This window comes from Butyricicoccus faecihominis, from assembly GCF_024462775.1.
Lineage (GTDB): Bacteria > Bacillota > Clostridia > Oscillospirales > Butyricicoccaceae > Agathobaculum > Agathobaculum faecihominis_A.
This window is the reverse complement of sequence record NZ_JANGCE010000052.1, coordinates 1-20537: the sequence shown is the minus strand read 5'-3', so window position 1 is coordinate 20537 and position 20537 is coordinate 1. Positions and strand designations below refer to the sequence as shown.

Below are 20537 nucleotides of genomic sequence, written 5' to 3'. Positions count from 1 at the left end.
CCGGCGCGACCGGCACGGCAGGCGCGGCGGGAGCAACCGGCCCGACCGGCCCGACCGGCGCGACCGGCACGGCAGGCGCGGCAGGAGCGACAGGTCCCACCGGCCCGACGGGCGCGACCGGCACGGCAGGCGCGGCAGGAGCGACAGGTCCCACCGGCCCGACCGGCGCGACCGGCACGGCAGGTACGGCGGGCGCAACAGGTCCCACTGGCCCGACCGGCGCGACCGGCGCGACCGGCGCCACCGGCGCCACCGGCACGGCAGGCAGCTCTGCTATTGTCCCCTTTGCTTCAGGAATACCGATATCACTCAATACGATTGCCGGAGGTCTAGTAGGCACGCCCGCGTTTGTCGGATTTGGCAGTTCTGCGCCGGGTGTCGCGATTTCGGGCGGTATTATCGATATCACAAGCCCGACGGGCACCTTGACAAACTTTGCCTTCTCCATGCCGAGAGCGGGTACGATCACCAGCCTGAGCGCTTATTTCAGCACGACGCTTGCGCTGTCTCTGGTTGGCTCGACCGTTCAGATCACGGCCCAGCTTTATCGATCGACCGCACCGAATAACCAGTTTACCGCTGTTCCCGGCGCGGAGGTCAATCTGACACCGACGTTGACCGGCGTTCTCTCGGTCGGCGCAGTCTCATCCGGCATCACGACCGGTCTGAATATAGCGGTGACCGCGGGAACGCGGCTGATGCTTGTATTCTCAGCGACCGCGTCCGGCCTATCTCTCATCAACTCTGTCACAGGCTACGCAAGCGGTGGTCTGGCCCTCTCGTAGGTAGATAGTAAGCAAAGAGGTCTTCGGAGCAAAACTTCGGAGACCTCTTTTTATAATTTTTGGCTAAAACAGCGCACCGGAAGTGGGCATTCGGCATACGCGCCGAATAGTATGAATCAGCCGGGTGGTGAAAGCCGCGCCGGCGTTTGGAAAGGATGAATTGCATGAACGATCGAATGAATCATAATTACTGCGACGGTTGGATAGACGAGGTGCGCAGCGAGTGTGGCTGTGGCTGCGGCCAGCATCCTTCACCCTGTCCGCCGTCCTGCCCGCCCGGCCCCACAGGGCCGACAGGGCCGCGCGGCTGGCGCGGCGAGCGCGGACCGATGGGTCCCGCCGGTATGCCCGGCCCAATGGGCCCGATGGGACCGGAAGGTCCGAAGGGCGACCCCGGCATGCAGGGCCCGAGAGGCCCGATGGGCCCTGAAGGCCCCAAGGGCGACACCGGTGCAGCGGGCGCGACAGGCGCCACCGGCGCGACAGGCGCGACCGGAGCCACGGGCATGACCGGCGCGACAGGCGCGACAGGCGCCCCGGGTTCAGCCAGTATGACCGGCGCGACCGGCCCTACCGGCCCGACCGGCCCCAAGGGCGATACCGGTGCAGCAGGCGCGACCGGCATGACGGGTGCGACCGGCGCCACCGGCGCGACGGGTGCGACCGGCGCCACTGGACCGACTGGGCCAAGAGGCTTTACCGGTGCGACCGGCATAGCGGAAACCATCACGATACGCGGCACCACGACCGGAGAACCCGATGAACCTGCCGATGTGGTCGATGTAACCGGCGGCCCGGACCATGTATTGGAGTTCCATATTCCGCGCGGCGCGACCGGAGCAACCGGCGCCGTAGGCGCGACCGGCGCGACCGGTCCGCAGGGCGTGCAGGGCGACCAAGGCCCGCAGGGCGTGCAAGGAGAACGCGGCCCGCAGGGAATTCAGGGCATAGCGGGTGAACAAGGCGCAACTGGCCCCACCGGCGCCACGGGAGCAACCGGTCTCATCGGTCCCGTCGGCCCGACCGGCCCGACAGGTGCGGCGGGCGCCACCGGCGTTACCGGCGCTACCGGCGCCACCGGTGCCACCGGGGCGACCGGCGCAACCGGCGCAACCGGCGCAACCGGCGTCGTTGGCCCAGCAGGTCCGACCGGCGCAACCGGTGAGCTGGGTGCGACCGGCCCCACCGGCGCAACCGGTGAAACAGGCGCGACCGGCGCGGAAGGCGCCGCAGGTCCGACCGGTCCCACGGGCGAGGCTGGTGCGACCGGCGCAACCGGGGCAACTGGTGAAATAGGCCCCACCGGTGCGACCGGGGAACCCGGAGAACCCGGACCGCAGGGCGAAATGGGTCCCGAGGGTCCCATGGGTCCGACCGGTGAAACCGGCGAGACCGGCCCGACCGGCGCGGCGGCAACAATACGGATCGGCACGGTGACAACAGGCGACCCCGGCACACCCGCCGAGGTGACCAATGTCGGCACGGATGAAGACGCGATCTTTGATTTCGTGATTCCGCGCGGCGAGCCGGGCGGGGGCGGCACTCCCGAGGTGCTTGCGACCGTAGACCAGACAAACCAGCCGAGCGCGGCCGGAAACGCGCTGACCTTCAACGACACGCCGCTGGTGTCCGGCACGGCGATCACGCATTCGGCAGGGTCGACCGATGTCATGATCAACCGGGACGGTATTTATCAGGCCACCTTCCATGCGACCGTATCGGTGGACCCCGGCACGCCGATCCCGTCGACGCTGGTGGTGCGGCTGTATCAAAACGGTGCGCCGGTAGCCGGCGCTACGGCGCGGCATACCTTTACCGCGACCGGCGAGACGGCTACCATGTCGTTTGATGTACCCTTCCGCGCGGAGGGGGTTCCTTCCACCATACAGGTGGTGGCGGATTCGGCGGGCTTTACCTTTGAAGAAGCAGCGCTGACGGTGATCCGGCTGGGTGACGCCAGTTGAGCATAAGCCTACGGGGCAAGACCCCGTAGGCTTATGTTCTTTGCAGTACAAAGCACAATACGATTTCGTTTCAGTGATGTTTGGTGGCACACCAAAAACTCCGATTCTGTCAGCCGTTAACTTTGACACGAGCAACGGGCGGTCTCGCGGAATAAGATGAAAATAGCCGGCCGGCTGTGGCCGTGCCGGCGCTGAGAGAAAGGATGAATGGCATGCATGACCCTATGGATTATAGTGGCTGCGACGATCCGCTGAACAGCCTGATGAATGAGCTGAAAAGGGGTTGCAGCTGCGGCTGCGACGGTCCCAAGCCGCCGTGCCCGCCGCCCTGTCCGCCGCCTTGCCCGCGACCGTGTCCGACCGGCCCGACCGGCCCAACCGGCCCGACCGGAGCAACCGGTGCGACCGGAGCAACCGGCCCAAGCGGTCCGACCGGAGCAACCGGTGCGACCGGAGCAACCGGCCCAAGTGGCCCGACCGGCGCGACCGGAGCGACCGGAACGACCGGAGCAACCGGCCCAAGCGGTCCGACCGGCGCAACCGGTGCAACCGGCCCAAGCGGTCCGACCGGCGCGACCGGTGCGACAGGCCTAAGCGGCCCGACCGGAGCGACCGGAGCGGCAGGCGCAACGGGTGCAACGGGTGCAACCGGCGCGACTGGCGGTACCGGCGGTACCGGCGCAACGGGCGCCACCGGCGCAACAGGTGCCACCGGCCCTGCCGGAGACGCCGCGGCATGCGCCTGTGTCGCGCAAATGAGAAACCTGCTGCGCCAGATCATTCAGTTGTATCCCACGACCAATATCGTCGTTGCGATGGAGAGCGGCAATAATGCCAGCGGCCGCCCGGGCAGTCTGCTGCCCGCGCCGAACACGAACCCCAACGCCGGCCTGTTCCAACTTGTCAACGCGCAGGGCGTGCCGCAGGAAGCGCTTTCTATTTGCAGGATCGCGTCCGTACGGTTGACCAGCAGCACCTACAACAACGCGATCACCTACCTGCCCGCGCCGACGCCCACGCCGACTGGCTGCGCGGCGGACTGTGAAGCGGCTGTGCGCGCTTATCTGCCGGTTGGCACGGCGGGCGTTGACATCAACGCGGGCGGGCAGACCGTCGGTCAAGGCACGGTGCTGAAAAACGAGTACGGCGTCGTCGTTTTGGTCGGCCCGAATAACAACGACCCCACGTTTGTATCCACCTGCAAGGCGGAGATATTGACCAAGTAAACGCTCACCGGGTGTATGGAACAGTAAAAAAGCCTTCGGCGCATTGCGTCGAAGGCTTTTTAACGGCCGTAAGGATGCGCAGGGGCAGGGCGGGATGAATAGGATGAATTGAGCCGGTCGGTATTGCGGCCGATCGGCTTTGGAAAGGATGGATGGAATGTTTGAATCCATAAACGATAAAGACTGCGGCGGATCGCTGAACGACTGGATGGACGCGTTGCGCCGCGACTGCGGCTGTGAGCATGCCGAGCTGCCTTGCCCGCCGCCGTGTCCGCCCGGCCATACCGGCCCGACCGGCGCGACGGGGAGAACCGGCCCCACAGGGCCGGCTGGCGCGACCGGCGCAACAGGCCCGACCGGCCCGGCCGGAATGAACGGTATGCGCGGCGCCACCGGTGCGACCGGCCCGCGCGGCGCGACCGGCGCAATGGGCTTTCCCGGACCGATCGGCCCCACGGGCGCGACCGGCGCCTCAGGTATCCGGGGCGTAACCGGTGCGACAGGTCCGACCGGGGCCACCGGCGCGGCCGGAAGCCAAGGCGCTACGGGCGTGGCCGGCCCAACTGGCGCCACAGGAATGACTGGCGCCACCGGCCCAACAGGCGCCACGGGGCCAACCGGGGCCACCGGCCCCCAAGGGGCTGCGGGAGCGACCGGAGAAGCGGGTCCGGCCGGTTTGGACGGGGCCACCGGCCCAGCGGGACCGACCGGGGCAACGGGCGCTACCGGCGCCGCGCCGGAGGATGTTTTCGCATCCTTCGCCACGTTTGGCGTAGCGTTTGCCGACGCGACCCAAATTCCGTTGGGTACCGTCACCGCCGATCCCACCGGGCAGATCGTTTTGACCGATACCACACGAATTACGCTTGCGCCGGGCTATTATTTGCTTTCGTACCATGTATCCATCATTTTAAGGGAAGCAGGGTATATGCAGATCACGCCGTTTTACAGCGGCAGATCGCACATTGAATACGGAATCTACTTCAAAACCGGTTCGCCGGTGTCCAGCGCCTATGGTTCCAATGCGATCATTATCAATGTGCCGGAAGAAACGCGCTTTTCGCTCACCTACAACAGCAATGCGAGCGGCAGCGACGGTGCCGCGACCGTGGCCGTCGTCAAGCTAAACAGAACGGTTTGATCTTAACGGCAAGCGGGCGGCGCTTCGCTGACCGCATAGCCGTTTTGCCTTAAGACGGCGATTGCGCGGTCGAAATTTTCCGCCTTGGTCAGGATATAGTCGGTATTAAAGGTAGAGATCGCAAAAATACCGATGCCCTCTTCGGCCAGCAGGGCGGAGAGCTTTGACAAAATTCCGATCAGCGAAAAATCCAGCTCGCCCTCGATGCGAAACGCTTTCCAGCCGTGCTCGCAGGCAGTCGTCCGCGCGGGCACGCGCTGGGTTTCGCATACCAGAGAAAGCTCCTCGTCCGTTTTGCCGATAAAGCAAAAGCCGCCGGTGAGATCGATGAGCGAGGGATCGTCCAGCTTACACACGGAAAAATCCCGGTCAATGATTTGAAGGGTCATAATAGGTTGATTCTCCTTTGCGGATTCGTCGCATTTTTATCATTGTAATACACGGCTATGCGCCTGTCAAACGGCTGATCGGGCTTGCATCATTATTCCAGCTTTTGATTTGACACTTGCTGTGGTATAATAGCCGCAAAACGGCTATTATACCCGGATTAAATTAATTATACCACCAGCGGCGCATAAGTGTATTTTAACACTTCGAAAATGCTTGCCGCTGTGGTATAATAGCCGTAAAGCAGCAATTATACCGCCAGCGGCGCCTATCGGAATCCCGACACCTCTCGTTTACCTGCCGCGGTGGTATAATGTAAAACAACACACTGGCAGAGGAGTGACGCCATATATGAGAGAGACGGTTTTATATTACGAGCCCGGTGACAAGGCGCGGGCGGAAGCGCTCAAGGGCGTGCTGGTTCGTCTAGGCGTGCGCATTAAAAACGTCGGAGCGGGGGAGACCGGGCAAACGGTCGGTTTTCTGTTGGGCCGCAAGGGCTTTGAGGGGCGCGCGGAACCCGAAAATCCGGCGCTGGCCGAACCTCTGCTCGTTCTGGACGGATTTGACGATAAGCGCCTAGAGATATTGCTGCGTGAAATGAAAAAAACAGGCGTTTCCGTGCCATACAAGGCGGTCGTGACCGAGACCAACTGCGCATGGCTGCTGCACCAGCTTTACGAGGAGCTGGCCGAAGAGCATGAGGCGATGAGCCGATGATCGAGCGGAACGTTACGGATCTGGATCTGGGACAGATCGCGCGATCGGGTCAGTGCTTTCGCATGAACGATATAGGGGAGGGACGCTTCTCCCTGATCGCCTCCGGGCGGTACATAGAGCTGTGGCAGCGGGGCGACGCCCTGTACTGCGACTGCGAGGAGGACGAATGGGAGGCGGTATGGCGGCCCTATTTTGATCTGGATACCGATTACGGCGCGTTCAAACGCGCGGTCAGCCCGCGGGACAAGTACCTGCAAAACGCCATACAGGTGGGCGGCGGCATCCGTATTTTGCGGCAGGAGCTGTTTGAAACTATCATTTGTTTCATCATTTCGCAGCAAAATAACATAAACCGCATCAAAAAATGTGTCGAAAATATCTCTTTGCTTTTTGGCGAAACCTGCTATAATAAGAGCAAAGAGGTATACAATGCCTTTCCCACGCCGCAAGCGCTTGCCGCGGTCACGGCGGAGGAGCTTGCGCCCTGCCGTCTGGGTTACCGTGCAAAATACATTGCCGCCGCTTCCAGACAGATCGCCTGCGGCGAGGTCGATCTAGACCGCGTTGCCGCGCTGCCTTATGAAGAGGCGAAGGCCGAACTGATGCGCCTGACCGGCGTAGGCGTTAAGGTGGCGGAATGCATTTGCCTGTTCGCCCTGCACCATATCGATGCCTTTCCGATCGACACCCATATTCGGGACATGCTGGACCGGCACTATCCAAAGGGCTTCCCGATGAAGCGATACAAGGGCTTTGCGGGCGTATTGCAACAATACGGCTTTTATTACGAGATTTATGCGTAAAAAGTAAGAAAACGGACAAACTAACGACAAAAAAGGAGAGAATCATCATGGCAGTTCTTACGATCACCAAGGATAATTTCGACAGCGAGGTCATGCAGTCCGACAAGCCGGTGCTGCTGGACTTCTGGGCTACTTGGTGCGGCCCCTGCCGCATGGTTTCGCCGATTGTGGACGAGATCGCGGAGGAGCGCGGCGACATCAAGGTCGGCAAGATCAACATTGACGAGCAAATGGATCTGGCGCAGCAGTTCGGCGTGATGAGCATCCCGACGCTGATCGTCATAAAGGATGGACAGATCGCAAACAAGAGCGTCGGCGCGGTCCCGAAGGACAGCATTCTGGCGCTGCTATAAGAATAAAAAAGAACATTGCCCAAAGGAGTGTACTGATAAAGAAGCGAGCTATCCCCTTTGAAAACACTAATTTTATCAGCAGTCACCTCTAAGCGAAAGGACATCTTCCAAAACCAAACACGCAGAGAAAAGGCGCTATCCTGCCGGATAGCGCCTTTTTTCGTTCCCATCCAAGGAAGGCCCGTATGAGCGTAGAGATAGCGCTTGCCTGCCTCTATAACAGCGGGGATGTACCTTATCTACAATCGCCCGGTTCCTCGCAGGCATTGCCTCCTCTAAGCGACTTGTCACTAGGATATAGGATTAGTAAACTTATTTCTAAAATCCATTGCTTTTATTTCTTTTGTCTGTTATACTTTGTTTAGTCAATAAATTGACCGTAAATAAATGGACCGAGGGTGGCGGATTATGACAAGAGACGATAAGAGAAACGCATATCTGTACTGCAAATTCAGGGATGAACAGTTTGCGCTATATGACGAATATGCAAAACGTCATGGGATGTTGATGAAAACACTGCTGGTAGTCAACGTTCTCTTTTATGACAGCTTTTATGAAAAAGGCGGCATGACGCAGTCGGAAATATGCCAGAGAACATTTCAGTCTAAACAGACCGTGAACTTAATCATTAAAAATCTTCTGGCAGAAAACCATGTCACCGTTACCGAAGCACCGGAAAATAAGCGGAACAAAATTGTTCAAATGACAGCGGCGGGCCGGGTATATTGCGAAAAGGTTGTCCGTCATATCACATGGGCGGAGGACACGGCAATGTCTATGTTTACAGAGGAAGAGCAAAAACAACTGATTGACCTGTCCAGAACATTTACAAAAAACCTTACCAAACTGGTCAATCAAGAAACGGAGGAATAAAAATGGAATTTTATGAGGTAGTCAACAGGAGAAGAAGTATTCGTCAATTTGAGGAGCGCGAAATTCCAAGAGAGGTATTGGAGCGGATTTTAGACGCCGGCCTGAAAGCCCCCTCCTCCAATCATCAGAGAAGATGGGAGCTGGTAACGCTTACCGATAAAGCCATGATTAAAGAGCTGGCGAAACTCATTCGCCCCTACCCCTGCCGTATTCAGGAGCCGAAAACCCCGCAGCAGGAAATGTTCAAGATCGCCTATCCCCGCCAGAGCAGTATGGTTGAAGAATCCGCGTGTGTGATTTTGCCGTATTTCAAACAAAAGTACCCGATGACCGAAGATAAAAACGGTTACGGTCTGATGGACTACGGCGCGACATGGGCGTTGGTGGAAAACATACTTCTCGCTGCAACCGCTGAGGAATTGGGATCTGTTGTCCATATTCCGGTCAAGAAAGAGCCGGAGAAAATCAAAGAGCTACTGCATATCCCGGATGGCTGGTATCTTCCCACATTGGTGATTCTTGGATACGCAAGTCCTGACGCCAAAGTGCCCTCACAGGTCAATGCAACGGTAGAAAACAAAGTCCGCTGGAACCAGTGGTAAATACGGAGGAAAAATGGAATTTAACGAGGTCGTTGACAAGAGAAGAACCAGCCGGGAGTGGACCGACGAGCCGGTTGCGTTTGAGGCGATTAAGCGAATCATCGAGGCGGGCATGAAAGCCCCCTCATGGAATCACTACCGAAAATGGCAGTTTATCGTGCTCCATACGAGAGAAGAAAAAGAAAATGCCTTCGGTTATGCCAAGTACATCGCAGACAAATTTGACTTGAGCCGTTACGAAAACAAAAAGCTGAATCTGGCGCAGAAGATGTACTCTTATGCCATGCCCCGGCAATATACCATGTTGGTGGATTGCCCCTATGTGGTCATCCCCCTTTTTCGGTGCGCGAAGCTCAACGGCGAGTGGGTCAGCAAATTAAACCCACTCACCACCGCATGGTGCGTGGCTGAAAATATGATGTTGGCCGTCATCAACGAGGGGCTGGGCTACTCTCTGCGTATTCCGCTCAACAAGGAGCATGACATTGTGTTAGGGCAGCTCGATGTGCCAAAGGGTTGGATGACGCCCTGCTTCATCGGAATCGGTCATCCGAAAGCGGACGAACTGGTTTTAGAGCAGTACCTCACCGACCCGGACGGACATCTACATATGGGAGTGTGGTAAATATGGATTCTCCTCTGATTCGAGAAATCGAAGTCAAAAGCGTCCTGTCAAAATCCAATCTCCCGGTCTGCGAATACTCAGTGAACCCCTATGTGGGCTGCGCCCACGCCTGTAACTACTGCTATGCCTCTTTTGTGAAGCGGTTTACCGGCCACGGGGAGCAGTGGGGGAACTTTGTGGACGTGAAGCATTGGCCGGGAATCAAACGCCCGGAGCGGTACGCCGGTAAGGAATTGTTTATCGGCTCCGTTACCGACCCCTATCAGCCGCTGGAAGAAATCTACGGCCGCACAAAGGCGCTATTGGAGCAGCTATGCGGAAGCGGCTGCAAAATCAGCATTGCCACCAAATCCGATTTGATCCTGCGCGACCTGAAGTTGATTCGGTCTTTCTCCAGCGCCCGCGTATCCTGGTCTATCAACACGCTGGACGAGGACTTCCGGGCCGATATGGACCAAGCCGTTTCCATTGAGCGGCGGCTGGCGGCGATGGAGGAATTTCACAGGGCGGGCGTCCGTACCACCTGCTTTATCTCGCCCATCTTTCCCGGCATTACCGATGTGAAAGCCATCATTCAGCGGGCAAAGGCCCACTGCAATTTAATATGGCTGGAAAACCTCAATCTGCGGGGCGGATATAAAACCGTTATCATGGACTACATTCAAGAGAAATACGCCGGCCTGTTGCCGTTGTATCAAGAAATCTACAACAAAAAAGACCGCCGCTATTGGGAACTGCTGGACACAGAGCTGAACGACTGGGCCGCAGAAATAGGACTTGACTATGTGACCAACGATGACAGCATGGCGCGCCCCTTTGAGGAACCTCCCATCATCGTCAATTTCTTCTACCACGAGCAGATCAAAAAATTTGCGCGAAAGGATGGTGACAGCCATGCCGGAACTGCCCGAAGTTGAAATCATTCGACGTGTTCTTTTACCGCAAATTCAAGGCGCGGTGATCCAGACTGTATCGGTCACACGGCCCGAAGTCGTAGCCCACCCGGACGCGGATAAATTTTGCAGGCAGCTGACCGGACAGAAAATTCATAATATGACACGGCGGGGGAAATTTTTGACCGTTCTACTGGTGAGCGGCGACTCTTTTTCGCTCCATCTGCGTATGACCGGATGTCTGCTGCTCGTACCGCCCGACAATCCGATGAAAAAGCACACCCATGTCATGTTTCAGTTGGACAACGGGAAAGAGCTCCGCTTTTCCGACCCCCGCCGTTTTGGTCGTTTCTGGCTTCTGGAAAGGGACGAGGCAGATACATACAGCGGTGCAGGCTCTTTGGGCGTAGAGCCACTGGAAAGCAGTCTTACCGCCGCATATTTGAAAACAAGCTTTTACAGACGAAAAAGGCCCGTTAAAGAATGTTTGCTTGACCAAAAAAGTATCGCTGGAATTGGAAACATCTATTCAGACGAAATTCTATTTTCAGCACAGGTACATCCGAGCCGTACGGCCAACAGCCTGACAGACGACGAATGGAAGCGACTGGCGGAAGAAATCCCGAAAGTTCTAAACTACTTTATTGAAAAAAGCGCCGTAACGCCGGAGGAATTCTTGCAGGGTACAGGACGGGATTATCGAAATACCGCTTTTCTCCGCGTGTACGGACGCGAGGGTGAACCATGCCTTATGTGCGGCACAACACTTCGCAAAACGGTGATAGCGGGACGCAGCAGCGTATTTTGTCCCCATTGTCAACCAATGAACGCTTTGTCAAAATGACCGCCGACTAGTGGCAGGAGCAGAAAACGCTGGAAGCCAGCACAGCCGAACAACGGAAAAACGTTGAGGGAATCGAACGGCAGAACTTGAACGTCAAAAGCTTCCTCAAAATCGTCCACAGCTACATAGAGCCGGAAACCTTAACGCCCGATATTCTCCATGAGTTCGTGGAAAAAATCGTGGTTCACGCCCTCGGCAAATCCAGCGGCCACCGCACCCAGCAAGTTAATATCCACTATAACTTCGTAGGCGAAATCGAGCTTTCTTGCGAAATTGCAAAAAGAGAAACGGCGTGATATGCCGTAGCACATCACGCCGTTTCCCCGGAGTGAAAAACTTCTTTACGAGCGTACTCCTAAGTGGGGAATGTTCTTTATTTATTGTGGACCTTACAGAGGCAGGGGAGCACCGCTGTTCGGGACAGGCATTCGCCCTAATACAGCTCCTGATCCGCCAGTTTTTCCTGCCACAGGGCGTAAAGAGTCTGTACATCGTCGCGAAACTCTTTATCGGTCTGCGTTTCCTTCTGCTTGATCGATTCGAGCACCTCGAACGCAAAGGCTTTGCAGCCGTATTGCTTCCAATCGTCCCGAAGCGCGTTGTCGGCGCACAGATCGGTCATCTGCGCAAAGGCAAAACGGTTTTCGCTGCCTTTCAGATCGACCGCCCAGTTGAGCAGGGCGCGGCCGGTCACCGTATTGCGGATACAGAACACGCCGCCCTCGTTCTTTCTCGCCTTGTACGCCGCGATTGCGTCGCGGCGGTCTTGCTTCTCCATAAACATACCTCCTTTCAGTGGATGCTCCAGTTTTCGTCAAAGGGACGGCGCCAATACCGCGCGCCGTCTATCGTGCGGGCAAGCAGACCTTCGTCGATCAGCAGGCGGCGCGCTACATCCGGGTCGGGCCCGGAAAGCCAGCCGCTCAAAAGCGCGGTGACCTCGCGTTCGGTGTAATCGAGTTCAGGCTCGGTCTTTGCCGCCAGATATTGCAGTACGGGCAGCTTGACGCGGTTTTTCGACGGGATGAAAATGACCTGCCGCCGGGCGTTGACAAATTTAATGATATTGATCATGCGGGGCGAGCCTTCCAAGTGGGTACGCCTCCTCTCTTTTGTATTTACTAAATTACTAATTTACTAATTATAATAGACGCTTCCGCCGGGTTTGTCAAGAGAGAAAAAGCAGCGCCCGGGCATCTCCTTTGACAGAGAAGCCAGAGCGCTGCTTTTTAATGCAATTTTCGGATAATCAGCAGGCTGACCAAAGTGATGACAAACATGGCCACGCCGGAGATCAGGAACCACAGCGGAACGCCGTAAGCCTCGCTGATCGGGCCGGAAACCAGCAGGCCGACCGGCATGGAGAGCGACATCATGCTGCCCATCAGCGAGAACACGCGTCCCTGCGCCTCGCCGGGAATACTTTCCTGCATGTAGGCGATGGTGGGGATGCCGTAGAAATTGCCGCTGCCGCCCATGAACAGGCAGACCACCGCAAACACCCAGAACCCGGTCATGTTAGGCGGTACAAGACCGGAAATAAGCGAGGTGAGCGCGATGCCGAACAGCCCAAGGTGCGCGAACAGAAGCTTGTTTTTGATATGTCCGAACAGACCGACGGCCAACGAGGTGGCCATCATTCCCAGCGCGAAGGTAAACTCCACAATGCTTGCGTGGAACGCTTCCAAATGAAAGTAGTTGCTCGTCATCAGCGGATAGTAGGAGGAAAGCGGCATGAAAAATACCATGCACAGCGTGACCGCGAACAGCAGCACGCAAAGCTTTCTATCGCTCAGCAGGGTGCGGAAGCCCTCGCGCAGCTCGTGCGCGAAATGGCGCTTTTCGCCGTGCTCCTGCGGCGGCTCCTCGATCTTGACAAGGGCCAGCGTCAGGCAGGCGGCCACCGCGCCGAGCAGGTCGGTCAGCAGAATGACGGGCAGGGGCAGCGCGCCGTACATCAATGCGCCCAGCACCGGGCCCAGCATGAACGCGCCGGACTGCAAAAACTGCTGCCAGCCGCCCACGCGCACCAGTTCGTCCGTGGGCACCAGACGGGGGATGAGCGCTTGGATCGCGGGCGTGTGAAACACGCCGCCCAGCGCGCGCACGCCGAGTACGACGCAGGCCGTCCAGTGCGGTGGAGTGGCGAACAGGAACCATACGGCAAAGGCCACGGCGATCAGCCCTTGGAATAGGTCGGCGGCGATGACAACAGTCTTGCGGTGCAGCCGGTCAATCCAAACGCCCGCGAACGGGCCGAGCAAGGCCTGCGGCAAAAAGGCCATCAAGCCCGAAAAGGCGAGCAGAATGGGCGAGCCGGTTTCGCTCGCCATCCACCAGATGAGCGCGAACTGTACGGCGGAGGAGCCGACCAGCGATACGGTCTGTCCGGTGACGATGGTAAGAAATTTTCGTTTCCAGTTTAAGTTCAATGTATTTTCTCCTTATGACAGAAAGCGGCTTTGCGAACAAAAAACAGGCAGGAGGACCCAAACGGATACTCCTGCCTGCAAAAATCGACAGCAAAGCGCGCCGGTAATACCGGCGGTACATTCGCATCGAAAAGCATGACAAAAGAAACCCTTAAAATAGGTCCTTCTTGTCCTGTTTTATCGAATGCGAATATAATGCATGAACTGTTCTCCTTTGACCATAAAGATAATATGGCCTATCATAGCAGAGAAAACACGGTCTGTCAACCGTTATCCACGCAAATATTTAATCGCGCTCATCGCGGCGATCGCGCCGTCCGACACGGCCTTCGCCACTTGCAGCAGCCCGCCTGTGCAATCGCCCGCGGCGAAAAGGCCGGGCACGTTGGTCATCATCTTACCGTCTACCGTGATCGAGCGCCCTTCGGTCATCGCGCCGAGCTTGCGCGCGAAATCCGTGCTGCCCGCGGTGCCGTAGGCGATGAACAGACCGTCCGCCGCAAGCGTCGCGCCGTCCTGAAATTCGATGGCTGATACCTTGTCCTCTCCCGCGACGCGAGCGACCGGACGCGTTTCGACCGAAATGCCGTCGGGCAATCCGGCGGGCGGTTCGGCGCCGTTCGTTAGAAGCGTGACCGAGGAAACGACCGGCAAAAGGGTTTTTGCTTCCTCCACCGCGTATTCGCCCTGTCCGAGCACCGCGACCGATTTGCCGCGGTAAAAGAACGCGTCGCAAATGGCGCAATAGCTGACGCCGCGCCCTTCCAGCTCGGCGATGCCGGGAATCTTGGGCGCGGAGCGCGGCGCGCCGGTCGCAAGGATAATCGCGTCCGCCTCGTAGGGTTGGCCGGTGGTTTTGACAACAAAGCCTTTTTCGGCGTACTCCGCGCCGGTCACTTCGGTTTCCGTGAGCGTTACGCCGAGGCGTTCGGCCTGCGCGCGGCCCTCGTCCAGCAGGTGAGCGCCCGTGACCGGCTGGGCAAAGCCAAAGTAGTTTTCGATCTTGTCTGTTTTTTCGAGCGCACCGCCGCCTTGATACAGCACCGTGGGTTTGAGCCCCGCGCGCGCGGCGTAAATAGAAGCGGACAGGCCCGCCGGGCCGCCGCCGATGATGATGAGGTTTGCCATGATTTGTGCCTCGCTTTCCGTTTCGTTATTTTCAGTATAGCACAAATGGATGGACGTAGATGAAAAAAGTGTTAAATCGCGGCGCAAACGGTCGTTTTTTTCGTTAACCCACGCGCAGCATGCGGTAGCCCACGCCGATATGGGTCTGGATATAGCGCGGGCTGGAGGGATCGGGCTCGATCTTTTTGCGCAGGGTGGCCATAAAAACGCGCAGGGACGGCGTATCCGACGGCAGCACGTTGCCCCATATCTCCTTTAAAATAAAGTTGTGCGTCAGCACCTTGCCGGTGTTGCGGGCAAGCAGGCACAACAGGCGGTATTCGATCGGCGTTAAGTGAATCTCCTGTCCGCTGACGTAGACGCAGCCCGCGGCGTAGTCGATTTTCAGTTCGGCGTTTTCATAGGTGCTGGCTTCGCTGCCGGTGCGTTCGGCGTCGAACCGGACGCGGCGCAGCGCGACGCGCAGGCGGGCGAGCAGTTCCTCCACGGAAAAGGGCTTGACCAAATAATCATCCGCGCCCGCGTCCAGCGCCTCGACCTTGTCGCGGTCGTCGCTGCGGGCGGAGACCACGATAATCGGCACGTTGGACCAAGAGCGCACCTTTTTAATGATATCCACCCCGTCCATATCGGGCAGACCCAGATCAAGAATGATCACATCCGGCCTACAGGAAGCGGCGGCCAGCACGGCGGCCGCGCCCGTTCCGGCAAGGTGGTATTGGTAGGCCTGTGTTTCCAGCGTGGTGCAGATCAGGTTGCTGACCGCGGCGTCGTCCTCGACGACCAGAATTTGTGGCTTGTTCATAGGGTTTATGATACCTCCGCTTGTTCAAGTGTAAAGGAAAAGGCCGCGCCCCGCGGCGTATTGTCCGTGACGGTGATCTCGCCGCCGTGCGCCTGCACGATCGAGCGGCAGAGCGCAAGGCCCAGCCCTAACCCGCGCCGGCTGTCGCCCTTGCCGCCGGCGGCGGTATAGAACATATCGAACAGGCGGGGCTTTGCCCCGTCCGGCACGCCGGGCCCGTCGTCCGCGACGCGGACGGACACCATGCCGCCCTGCTTTTCGGCGGACAGCGTGATATGCGACCCGACCGGCGTGTATTTGATCGCGTTGTTGACCAGATTGATGACCACCTGCACGATCAGCCGCGCGTCCATGCGCGCCAAAAGCAGGTCGTCCGCGAGGGCGCAGGTGATCACATGGTCGGCCGCGTGCCGGTCGAGGTGGCCGAGCGCTTCGCGGAACACCTCGTCCACGAGCTCGGGCTCGACGTGGATGTCCATGGTGCCGTTTTCGATACGGGTGACGGAAAGCAGGTTTTCCACCAGATCGACCAGCCACATCGCGTCGTCATAGATATCGGTATAGAGCTGCCTTCGCTTTTCCGGGGTCAGCCGGTCGGCGCTGGCCATCAAAATGCCCGCGCTGCCCGATATGCTGGTGAGCGGCGTGCGCAGATCGTGCGAGATCGCGCGCAGCAAATTGGCGCGCAGGGTTTCCTGCTGCATCTGCATTTCCGCGGCCTGTTTTTCCTTGCCCAGCGCGTCTTTTTCCAGCGCAAGGCCGCATTCGCCCAGCATGGCGATCAGCAGATTGCGCTCGAAGGAATCAAGATCGGGCTGGCGGTCCATCGCCACGCCCGCGACCGCGAACACGCGCGCCGTGCCCCGCACCGCAAGATACAGGCAGCGGGAGCCGGGCAGGGTGCCGGTCGTCGCCCCGGCGTGTTTGTTGTTGCGGCGCACCCATTCGGCTACCGCGCGCTCTTCCTCCGTCAGGTAGGCTTCGGCTGGCTCGGGTTCACCCGGGAAATAAACCTGCGCCTGCCCCAAACCGTCGTCCGCGCCGACGGGGTAGAACAGCACGGTACGGCCGAGCAGCTTGACCATTTGCCTTGCGGTCTCCAGCAGGATGGCGTCCGCGCCCTCAGCCTTTTGCAGCTTTTGGCTGGTTTGCAGCAGCACCTCGGTGCGGTAGGCCTTTTGCGCGGCCTGCTCCGCCTGTGTTTTGACGCGGCCCGCGAGCGTCGAGGTGATGAAGCTGGCGATCAGCATGACAAGAAAGGTCATCGGGTAGCTTGCGTCGTACGCGTGCAGGGTAAAACGCGGCTCGGTAAAGAAAAAGTTGAATACCACCACGCTCAAAAGCGAGGCAATCGCCCCATAGGCGCGGCCGCGCGCCCAGACCGAGGAAAACAGCACGCCCAAGATATATACCGTGATAATGTTCGCTTCGCGGAACCCTGCCGCGTAAAACACCCCGCCGATCAGCGTGGAGAGCGCGATCGCGGCAAAGCACTTGCCGAGTTCAAGGGGGGAAAAGCGGAAAACGGGCGCTTTGCCCCGCGGGGCGGTGGCGAAGCGCGGCTGGCTGTCCGGGATCACGTAGACCTCCATATGGGGGGCGTATTCGGTCAGCCGGTCGATCAGGTTTTTGCCCGCGAAAAAGCGCCGCTTATTGTTGGTGCGGCCCACAACGATCTTGGATACGCCGGATATGCGCGCGTATTCCGCGATCTGCGCGGCGATGTCGTCCCCATATACGGTGGCGACGCGCGCGCCCAGATCCTCGGCCAGTTTCAGGTTTTGCCGCAGGCGGCGCAGGTTGTCGCCCTTCAGCTCGCTCGTGCGCGGCGTTTGCACAAAAAGGGCGGTAAAGCCGGAGTGAAAGGCTTCCGCCATACGCGCGGCGGTGCGAATGACCTTGGCGTTCGACGGCGCGCTCGAAAGGCAGATGAGGATATGCTCGCCCGCGTCGGCAACGGCGCGTTCGCCGGATTTTTCCGCCGTGCGGCCCAGCCGGTCGGCGGTGCGGCGCAGCGCGAGCTCGCGCAGCGCGTCCAGATTCTTGCGGGTAAAAAAGTGATGGAGCGCCTGCTGCGCCTGCTCTTCCCGGTAGATCTTGCCCTGCTGCAGGCGCTGCATCAGCTCATCCGGTTCCAGATCGACCACTTCCACCTGCGCGGCCGCGTCGAAGATGCCGTCCGGCACCCGCTCGCTCACCACCACGCCGGTGATGGAGGACACCAGATCGTTCAGGCTTTCCAAATGCTGCACGTTTACCGTGGTGTATACGTCGATCCCCGCGCGCAGCAATTCCTCGATATCCTGATAGCGCTTGCGGTGGCGGCTGCCGGGCGCGTTGGTGTGCGCCAGCTCATCGACAAGGATCAGCTGGGGGTGACGGGCGAGCGCGCCGTCCAGATCAAATTCGCGCAGTTGAATCCCCTGATAGCCGGTCAGGCGTGGCGGAAGCTGCTCCAGCCCGTCCAGCAGGTGAAGCGTTTCGGGCCGGGTGTGCGGCTCGATATAGCCCGCCACCACGTCGGCGCCGTCCCGCTTCATTTGGTGGGCCGCGTCCAGCATGGCGTAGGTCTTGCCCACGCCGGCGGCGTAGCCGAAAAATATTTTAAGCCGCCCCGGCAGGCGCGCGGGGTCGGTCTCTATTTGCTTGAGCAGCGCGTCCGGGCTTGGGCGTTGTTCCTCCAAGACGGTTCCCTCCCTTGGGATATACGGTATGGTATGAACACAGTATATCACATCGCGCCGCGCCGCGCTGTTTTGATTTTAGGGCTGGCATTAAGATTTTGTTAAGATGAAAGCGCGGGGCGCGGCCGCCTTAACACAATCTTTATACCGCGGCATATTCCTTAACGGGGCGTTTATAAGCGTTGGGATACAATGAAAACAATTTATTTCATGCGAGGGGTTAAGACTGTGTCACCTTGGAAAAACAACCGGATCACGCCGGCGCAGATCGTGATCGCGGGATTTCTGCTGCTGATCCTTTGCGGCGCCGCGCTGCTCACGCTGCCCTTTGCCACAAGAGACGGCGCGGGCGCAAGCTTTGGCGATGCGCTGTTCACCGCCACCTCGGCCACCTGCGTGACCGGCCTTGTAATACATGATACCTATACCTATTGGTCGGCCTTCGGCCAGCTCGTTATCTTGGTGCTGATCCAGATCGGCGGCATGGGCGTGGTGACGATGGCCATGGCGATTTCGATGTTCACGGGCCGCCGCATCGGCCTGAAGCAGCGGTTCGTTTTGCAGGAATCCATGGCCGCGCCGCAGATGGGCGGCGTGGTGCGCATGACGGGCTTCATCCTCAGGGCCACACTTTTGCTGGAAAGCCTTGGGGCGGTGGTTATGGCCCTGCGCTTTATTCCGATGTTCGGCTTTGTCAAGGGCGTGTGGTTTTCCGTGTTCCACGCGGTTTCCGCGTTCTGCAACGCGGGCTTTGACCTAATGGGCGGGGCCGCTCCGTATTCTTCGCTCACCGCGTTCGCGGGCGATCCGCTGGTCAACCTGCCCATCATGGCGCTGATCACGGTGGGCGGCATCGGCTTTTTCGTCTGGGGCGATATCCGGGAGCACGGCCTTCGGTTCCACGCCTACCGGTTACAGACGAAAATGGTGCTCACCGTGTCGCTCGCGCTTATTTTGCTGCCCGCCGCGTATTTTTATTTTTATGAGTTCAGCCAGCCCCAGTGGGCGGGGATGACGGGGGGCGAGCGGGTCTGGGCCGCGCTGTTCCAGTCGGTCACGCCGCGCACGGCGGGCTTTAACACCGTAGAGCTGACGCGCTACGAAAGCCCAAGCGTGCTCGTTACCATTTTACTGATGCTGGTGGGCGGCTCGTCCGGCTCGACGGCGGGCGGCGTGAAGACCACGTCGCTGCTGCTGCTTTTCCTGTGCGTGCGTTCCAGTGTGCAGAACCGGGACAGCGTGCAGGCCTTTCGCCGCCGCTTGCCGCCCGAGGTCATACGCAACACGATCACGATCTTGACGCTTTACGTGCTGCTGTTCTTAACAGGCGGCACGCTCATCAGCTGTATCGAGGGCGTATCGCTTTCCGCCGCGCTGTTTGAAAGCGCCTCCGCCATCGGCACGGTGGGGCTGTCGCTTGGCATGACCGGCGGTCTGGGCCCGGCGTCGCGGTTGATTTTGATCTTGCTGATGTATTTCGGCCGCGTCGGCGGGCTGACCATGCTGTACGCCGTGGCCAGCCGCCGCCCGCCGGCGCTGAGCCGTCTGCCGCAGGAAAAGATCGCGGTGGGATAACCGGAGAAGAGGAGAAACTGAAATGAAATCTGTTTTGATCGTCGGCATGGGCCGATTTGGCCGCCATATGGCGCGCAAGCTGACTGAATATAAGCACGAGGTGCTTGCGGTGGACCGCAGCGAGGAACGCATCAACGACGTGCTGGGCTATGTGACAAACGCCCAGATCGGCAATTCGACCAACGAGCAGTTCATCGCTTCGCTTGGCGTGCGCAATTTCGATTTTTGCGTTGTCGCGATCGGGGATGATTTTCAGGCGTCGCTGGAAACGACCGCGCTGCTGAAGGACTGCGGCGCGCGTTTTGTGCTGGCCCGCGCCAACCGCGACGTGCACGCCAAGTTCCTGCTGCGCAACGGCGCGGATCAGGTGGTCTACCCGGAAAAAGAAATGGCGATTCGCACCGCGGTTAAGTATTCCTCGGATCATATTTTTGATTACATCGAGCTCACGCCCGACCACTCCATTTACGAAACGCCCGTGCCGGGCGCGTGGGTGGGCCGCAGCATCGTGCAGCTGGCCGTGCGCTCACGCTACCATATCAATATCCTTGCGATCAAGAAAAACGGGGAGCTTCAGCCGCTGCCCGGCCCGAACCACGTGTTTTCCAGCGAGGAAACGCTGCTGCTTCTGGGCAGCAACCGCGATGTTCAGCGTTTTTTGCAGTTTTAAGAAAAGGGCGGGGGGGGGGGGGGCGCG

The 20537-nt window shown here is 59.0% G+C and carries 20 protein-coding genes and 2 pseudogenes; 15 read left to right on the top strand and 7 right to left on the bottom strand.

Going from position 1 to position 20537, the window contains the following annotated elements; translation table 11 throughout:
• The 4 genes and pseudogenes from NE562_RS17210 to NE562_RS17850 form a co-directional block, all read left to right on the top strand.
• The coding region (locus NE562_RS17210) for an exosporium glycoprotein BclB-related protein (protein WP_305147540.1) at positions 1 to 785 on the top strand (785 nt) is incomplete at its 5' end.
• Between the two features lie 164 nt (positions 786 to 949).
• Positions 950 to 2749 carry a collagen-like protein gene (locus NE562_RS17745; protein WP_305147539.1) on the top strand — a complete coding sequence of 600 codons (1800 nt, stop codon included), beginning with the start codon at positions 950 to 952 and terminating at the stop codon, positions 2747 to 2749.
• A gap of 263 nt (positions 2750 to 3012) precedes the next feature.
• Positions 3013 to 3486, top strand: a pseudogene (locus NE562_RS17920) (hypothetical protein); the annotation flags it as partial.
• A gap of 697 nt (positions 3487 to 4183) precedes the next feature.
• A pseudogene (locus tag NE562_RS17850) lies at positions 4184 to 4708 on the top strand (hypothetical protein); the annotation flags it as partial.
• Positions 4709 to 5118: 410 nt separating this feature from the next.
• Here the strand turns inward: NE562_RS17850 and NE562_RS17185 are convergent.
• The gene (locus NE562_RS17185) at positions 5119 to 5505 is read right to left on the bottom strand and encodes an ACT domain-containing protein (protein ID WP_280963648.1); all 387 of its coding nucleotides are present in this window, start codon (positions 5503 to 5505) and stop codon (positions 5119 to 5121) included.
• 349 nt (positions 5506 to 5854) lie between these two features.
• Here NE562_RS17185 and NE562_RS17180 point away from each other — a divergent pair, with 349 nt between their 5' ends.
• The 9 genes from NE562_RS17180 to NE562_RS17140 all read left to right on the top strand — a co-directional run bounded on the left by NE562_RS17180 (position 5855) and on the right by NE562_RS17140 (position 11512).
• On the top strand, positions 5855 to 6223 hold the full coding sequence (locus tag NE562_RS17180) for a DUF3783 domain-containing protein (protein ID WP_280963647.1): 369 nt from the start codon (positions 5855 to 5857) through the stop codon (positions 6221 to 6223).
• On the top strand, positions 6220 to 7026 hold the full coding sequence (locus tag NE562_RS17175; RefSeq protein WP_280963646.1) for a DNA-3-methyladenine glycosylase family protein: 807 nt from the start codon (positions 6220 to 6222) through the stop codon (positions 7024 to 7026). Before NE562_RS17180 ends, NE562_RS17175 begins: the two co-directional genes overlap by 4 nt.
• Before the next feature lie 47 nt (positions 7027 to 7073).
• On the top strand, positions 7074 to 7379 hold the full coding sequence (gene trxA, locus NE562_RS17170) for a thioredoxin (protein WP_280963645.1): 306 nt from the start codon (positions 7074 to 7076) through the stop codon (positions 7377 to 7379).
• A gap of 408 nt (positions 7380 to 7787) precedes the next feature.
• On the top strand, positions 7788 to 8252 hold the full coding sequence (locus NE562_RS17165; protein ID WP_280963644.1) for a MarR family winged helix-turn-helix transcriptional regulator: 465 nt from the start codon (positions 7788 to 7790) through the stop codon (positions 8250 to 8252).
• A 2-nt stretch (positions 8253 to 8254) separates the two neighbouring features.
• Positions 8255 to 8854: a nitroreductase family protein gene (locus NE562_RS17160; RefSeq protein WP_280963643.1), complete on the top strand. Its 600-nt coding sequence runs from the start codon at positions 8255 to 8257 to the stop codon at positions 8852 to 8854.
• Between the two features lie 13 nt (positions 8855 to 8867).
• Positions 8868 to 9479 carry a nitroreductase family protein gene (locus NE562_RS17155; protein WP_280963642.1) on the top strand — a complete coding sequence of 204 codons (612 nt, stop codon included), beginning with the start codon at positions 8868 to 8870 and terminating at the stop codon, positions 9477 to 9479.
• A 2-nt stretch (positions 9480 to 9481) separates the two neighbouring features.
• The gene (locus NE562_RS17150) at positions 9482 to 10396 is read left to right on the top strand and encodes a radical SAM mobile pair protein B (RefSeq protein ID WP_280963641.1); all 915 of its coding nucleotides are present in this window, start codon (positions 9482 to 9484) and stop codon (positions 10394 to 10396) included.
• The gene (gene mutM, locus NE562_RS17145; protein ID WP_280963640.1) at positions 10374 to 11216 is read left to right on the top strand and encodes a bifunctional DNA-formamidopyrimidine glycosylase/DNA-(apurinic or apyrimidinic site) lyase; all 843 of its coding nucleotides are present in this window, start codon (positions 10374 to 10376) and stop codon (positions 11214 to 11216) included. The genes NE562_RS17150 and mutM overlap by 23 nt, the downstream gene beginning before the upstream one ends.
• A gap of 29 nt (positions 11217 to 11245) precedes the next feature.
• The gene (locus tag NE562_RS17140; RefSeq protein ID WP_305147541.1) at positions 11246 to 11512 is read left to right on the top strand and encodes a DUF4368 domain-containing protein; all 267 of its coding nucleotides are present in this window, start codon (positions 11246 to 11248) and stop codon (positions 11510 to 11512) included.
• A gap of 137 nt (positions 11513 to 11649) precedes the next feature.
• On the opposite strand, the gene NE562_RS17135 is transcribed toward NE562_RS17140, so the two are convergent.
• The 6 genes from NE562_RS17135 to NE562_RS17110 all read right to left on the bottom strand — a co-directional run bounded on the left by NE562_RS17135 (position 11650) and on the right by NE562_RS17110 (position 18265).
• On the bottom strand, positions 11650 to 11994 hold the full coding sequence (locus NE562_RS17135) for a GIY-YIG nuclease family protein (RefSeq protein WP_280963639.1): 345 nt from the start codon (positions 11992 to 11994) through the stop codon (positions 11650 to 11652).
• A 14-nt stretch (positions 11995 to 12008) separates the two neighbouring features.
• Positions 12009 to 12308 carry a DUF2087 domain-containing protein gene (locus NE562_RS17130; protein WP_280963638.1) on the bottom strand — a complete coding sequence of 100 codons (300 nt, stop codon included), beginning with the start codon at positions 12306 to 12308 and terminating at the stop codon, positions 12009 to 12011.
• A gap of 137 nt (positions 12309 to 12445) precedes the next feature.
• Positions 12446 to 13648, bottom strand: a complete 1203-nt coding sequence (locus tag NE562_RS17125; RefSeq protein WP_280963637.1) for an MFS transporter — start codon at positions 13646 to 13648, stop codon at positions 12446 to 12448.
• A gap of 270 nt (positions 13649 to 13918) precedes the next feature.
• Entirely contained in the window at positions 13919 to 14776 is an 858-nt protein-coding gene (locus NE562_RS17120; protein WP_280963636.1) for an NAD(P)/FAD-dependent oxidoreductase, read from the bottom strand.
• A 103-nt stretch (positions 14777 to 14879) separates the two neighbouring features.
• Positions 14880 to 15581 (bottom strand): response regulator, encoded by a 702-nt coding sequence (locus tag NE562_RS17115; RefSeq protein WP_280963635.1) that lies wholly within the window; start codon positions 15579 to 15581, stop codon positions 14880 to 14882.
• 5 nt (positions 15582 to 15586) lie between these two features.
• Entirely contained in the window at positions 15587 to 18265 is a 2679-nt protein-coding gene (locus tag NE562_RS17110) for a sensor histidine kinase (RefSeq protein ID WP_280963634.1), read from the bottom strand.
• 228 nt (positions 18266 to 18493) lie between these two features.
• On the opposite strand from NE562_RS17110, the gene NE562_RS17105 reads away from it, so the two are divergent.
• Positions 18494 to 19840 carry a TrkH family potassium uptake protein gene (locus NE562_RS17105; RefSeq protein WP_280963633.1) on the top strand — a complete coding sequence of 449 codons (1347 nt, stop codon included), beginning with the start codon at positions 18494 to 18496 and terminating at the stop codon, positions 19838 to 19840.
• A 22-nt stretch (positions 19841 to 19862) separates the two neighbouring features.
• A complete protein-coding gene (locus NE562_RS17100) occupies positions 19863 to 20510 on the top strand; it encodes a potassium channel family protein (RefSeq protein ID WP_280963632.1) in 648 nt (215 codons plus the stop codon).
• Positions 20511 to 20537: the final 27 nt, after the last annotated feature.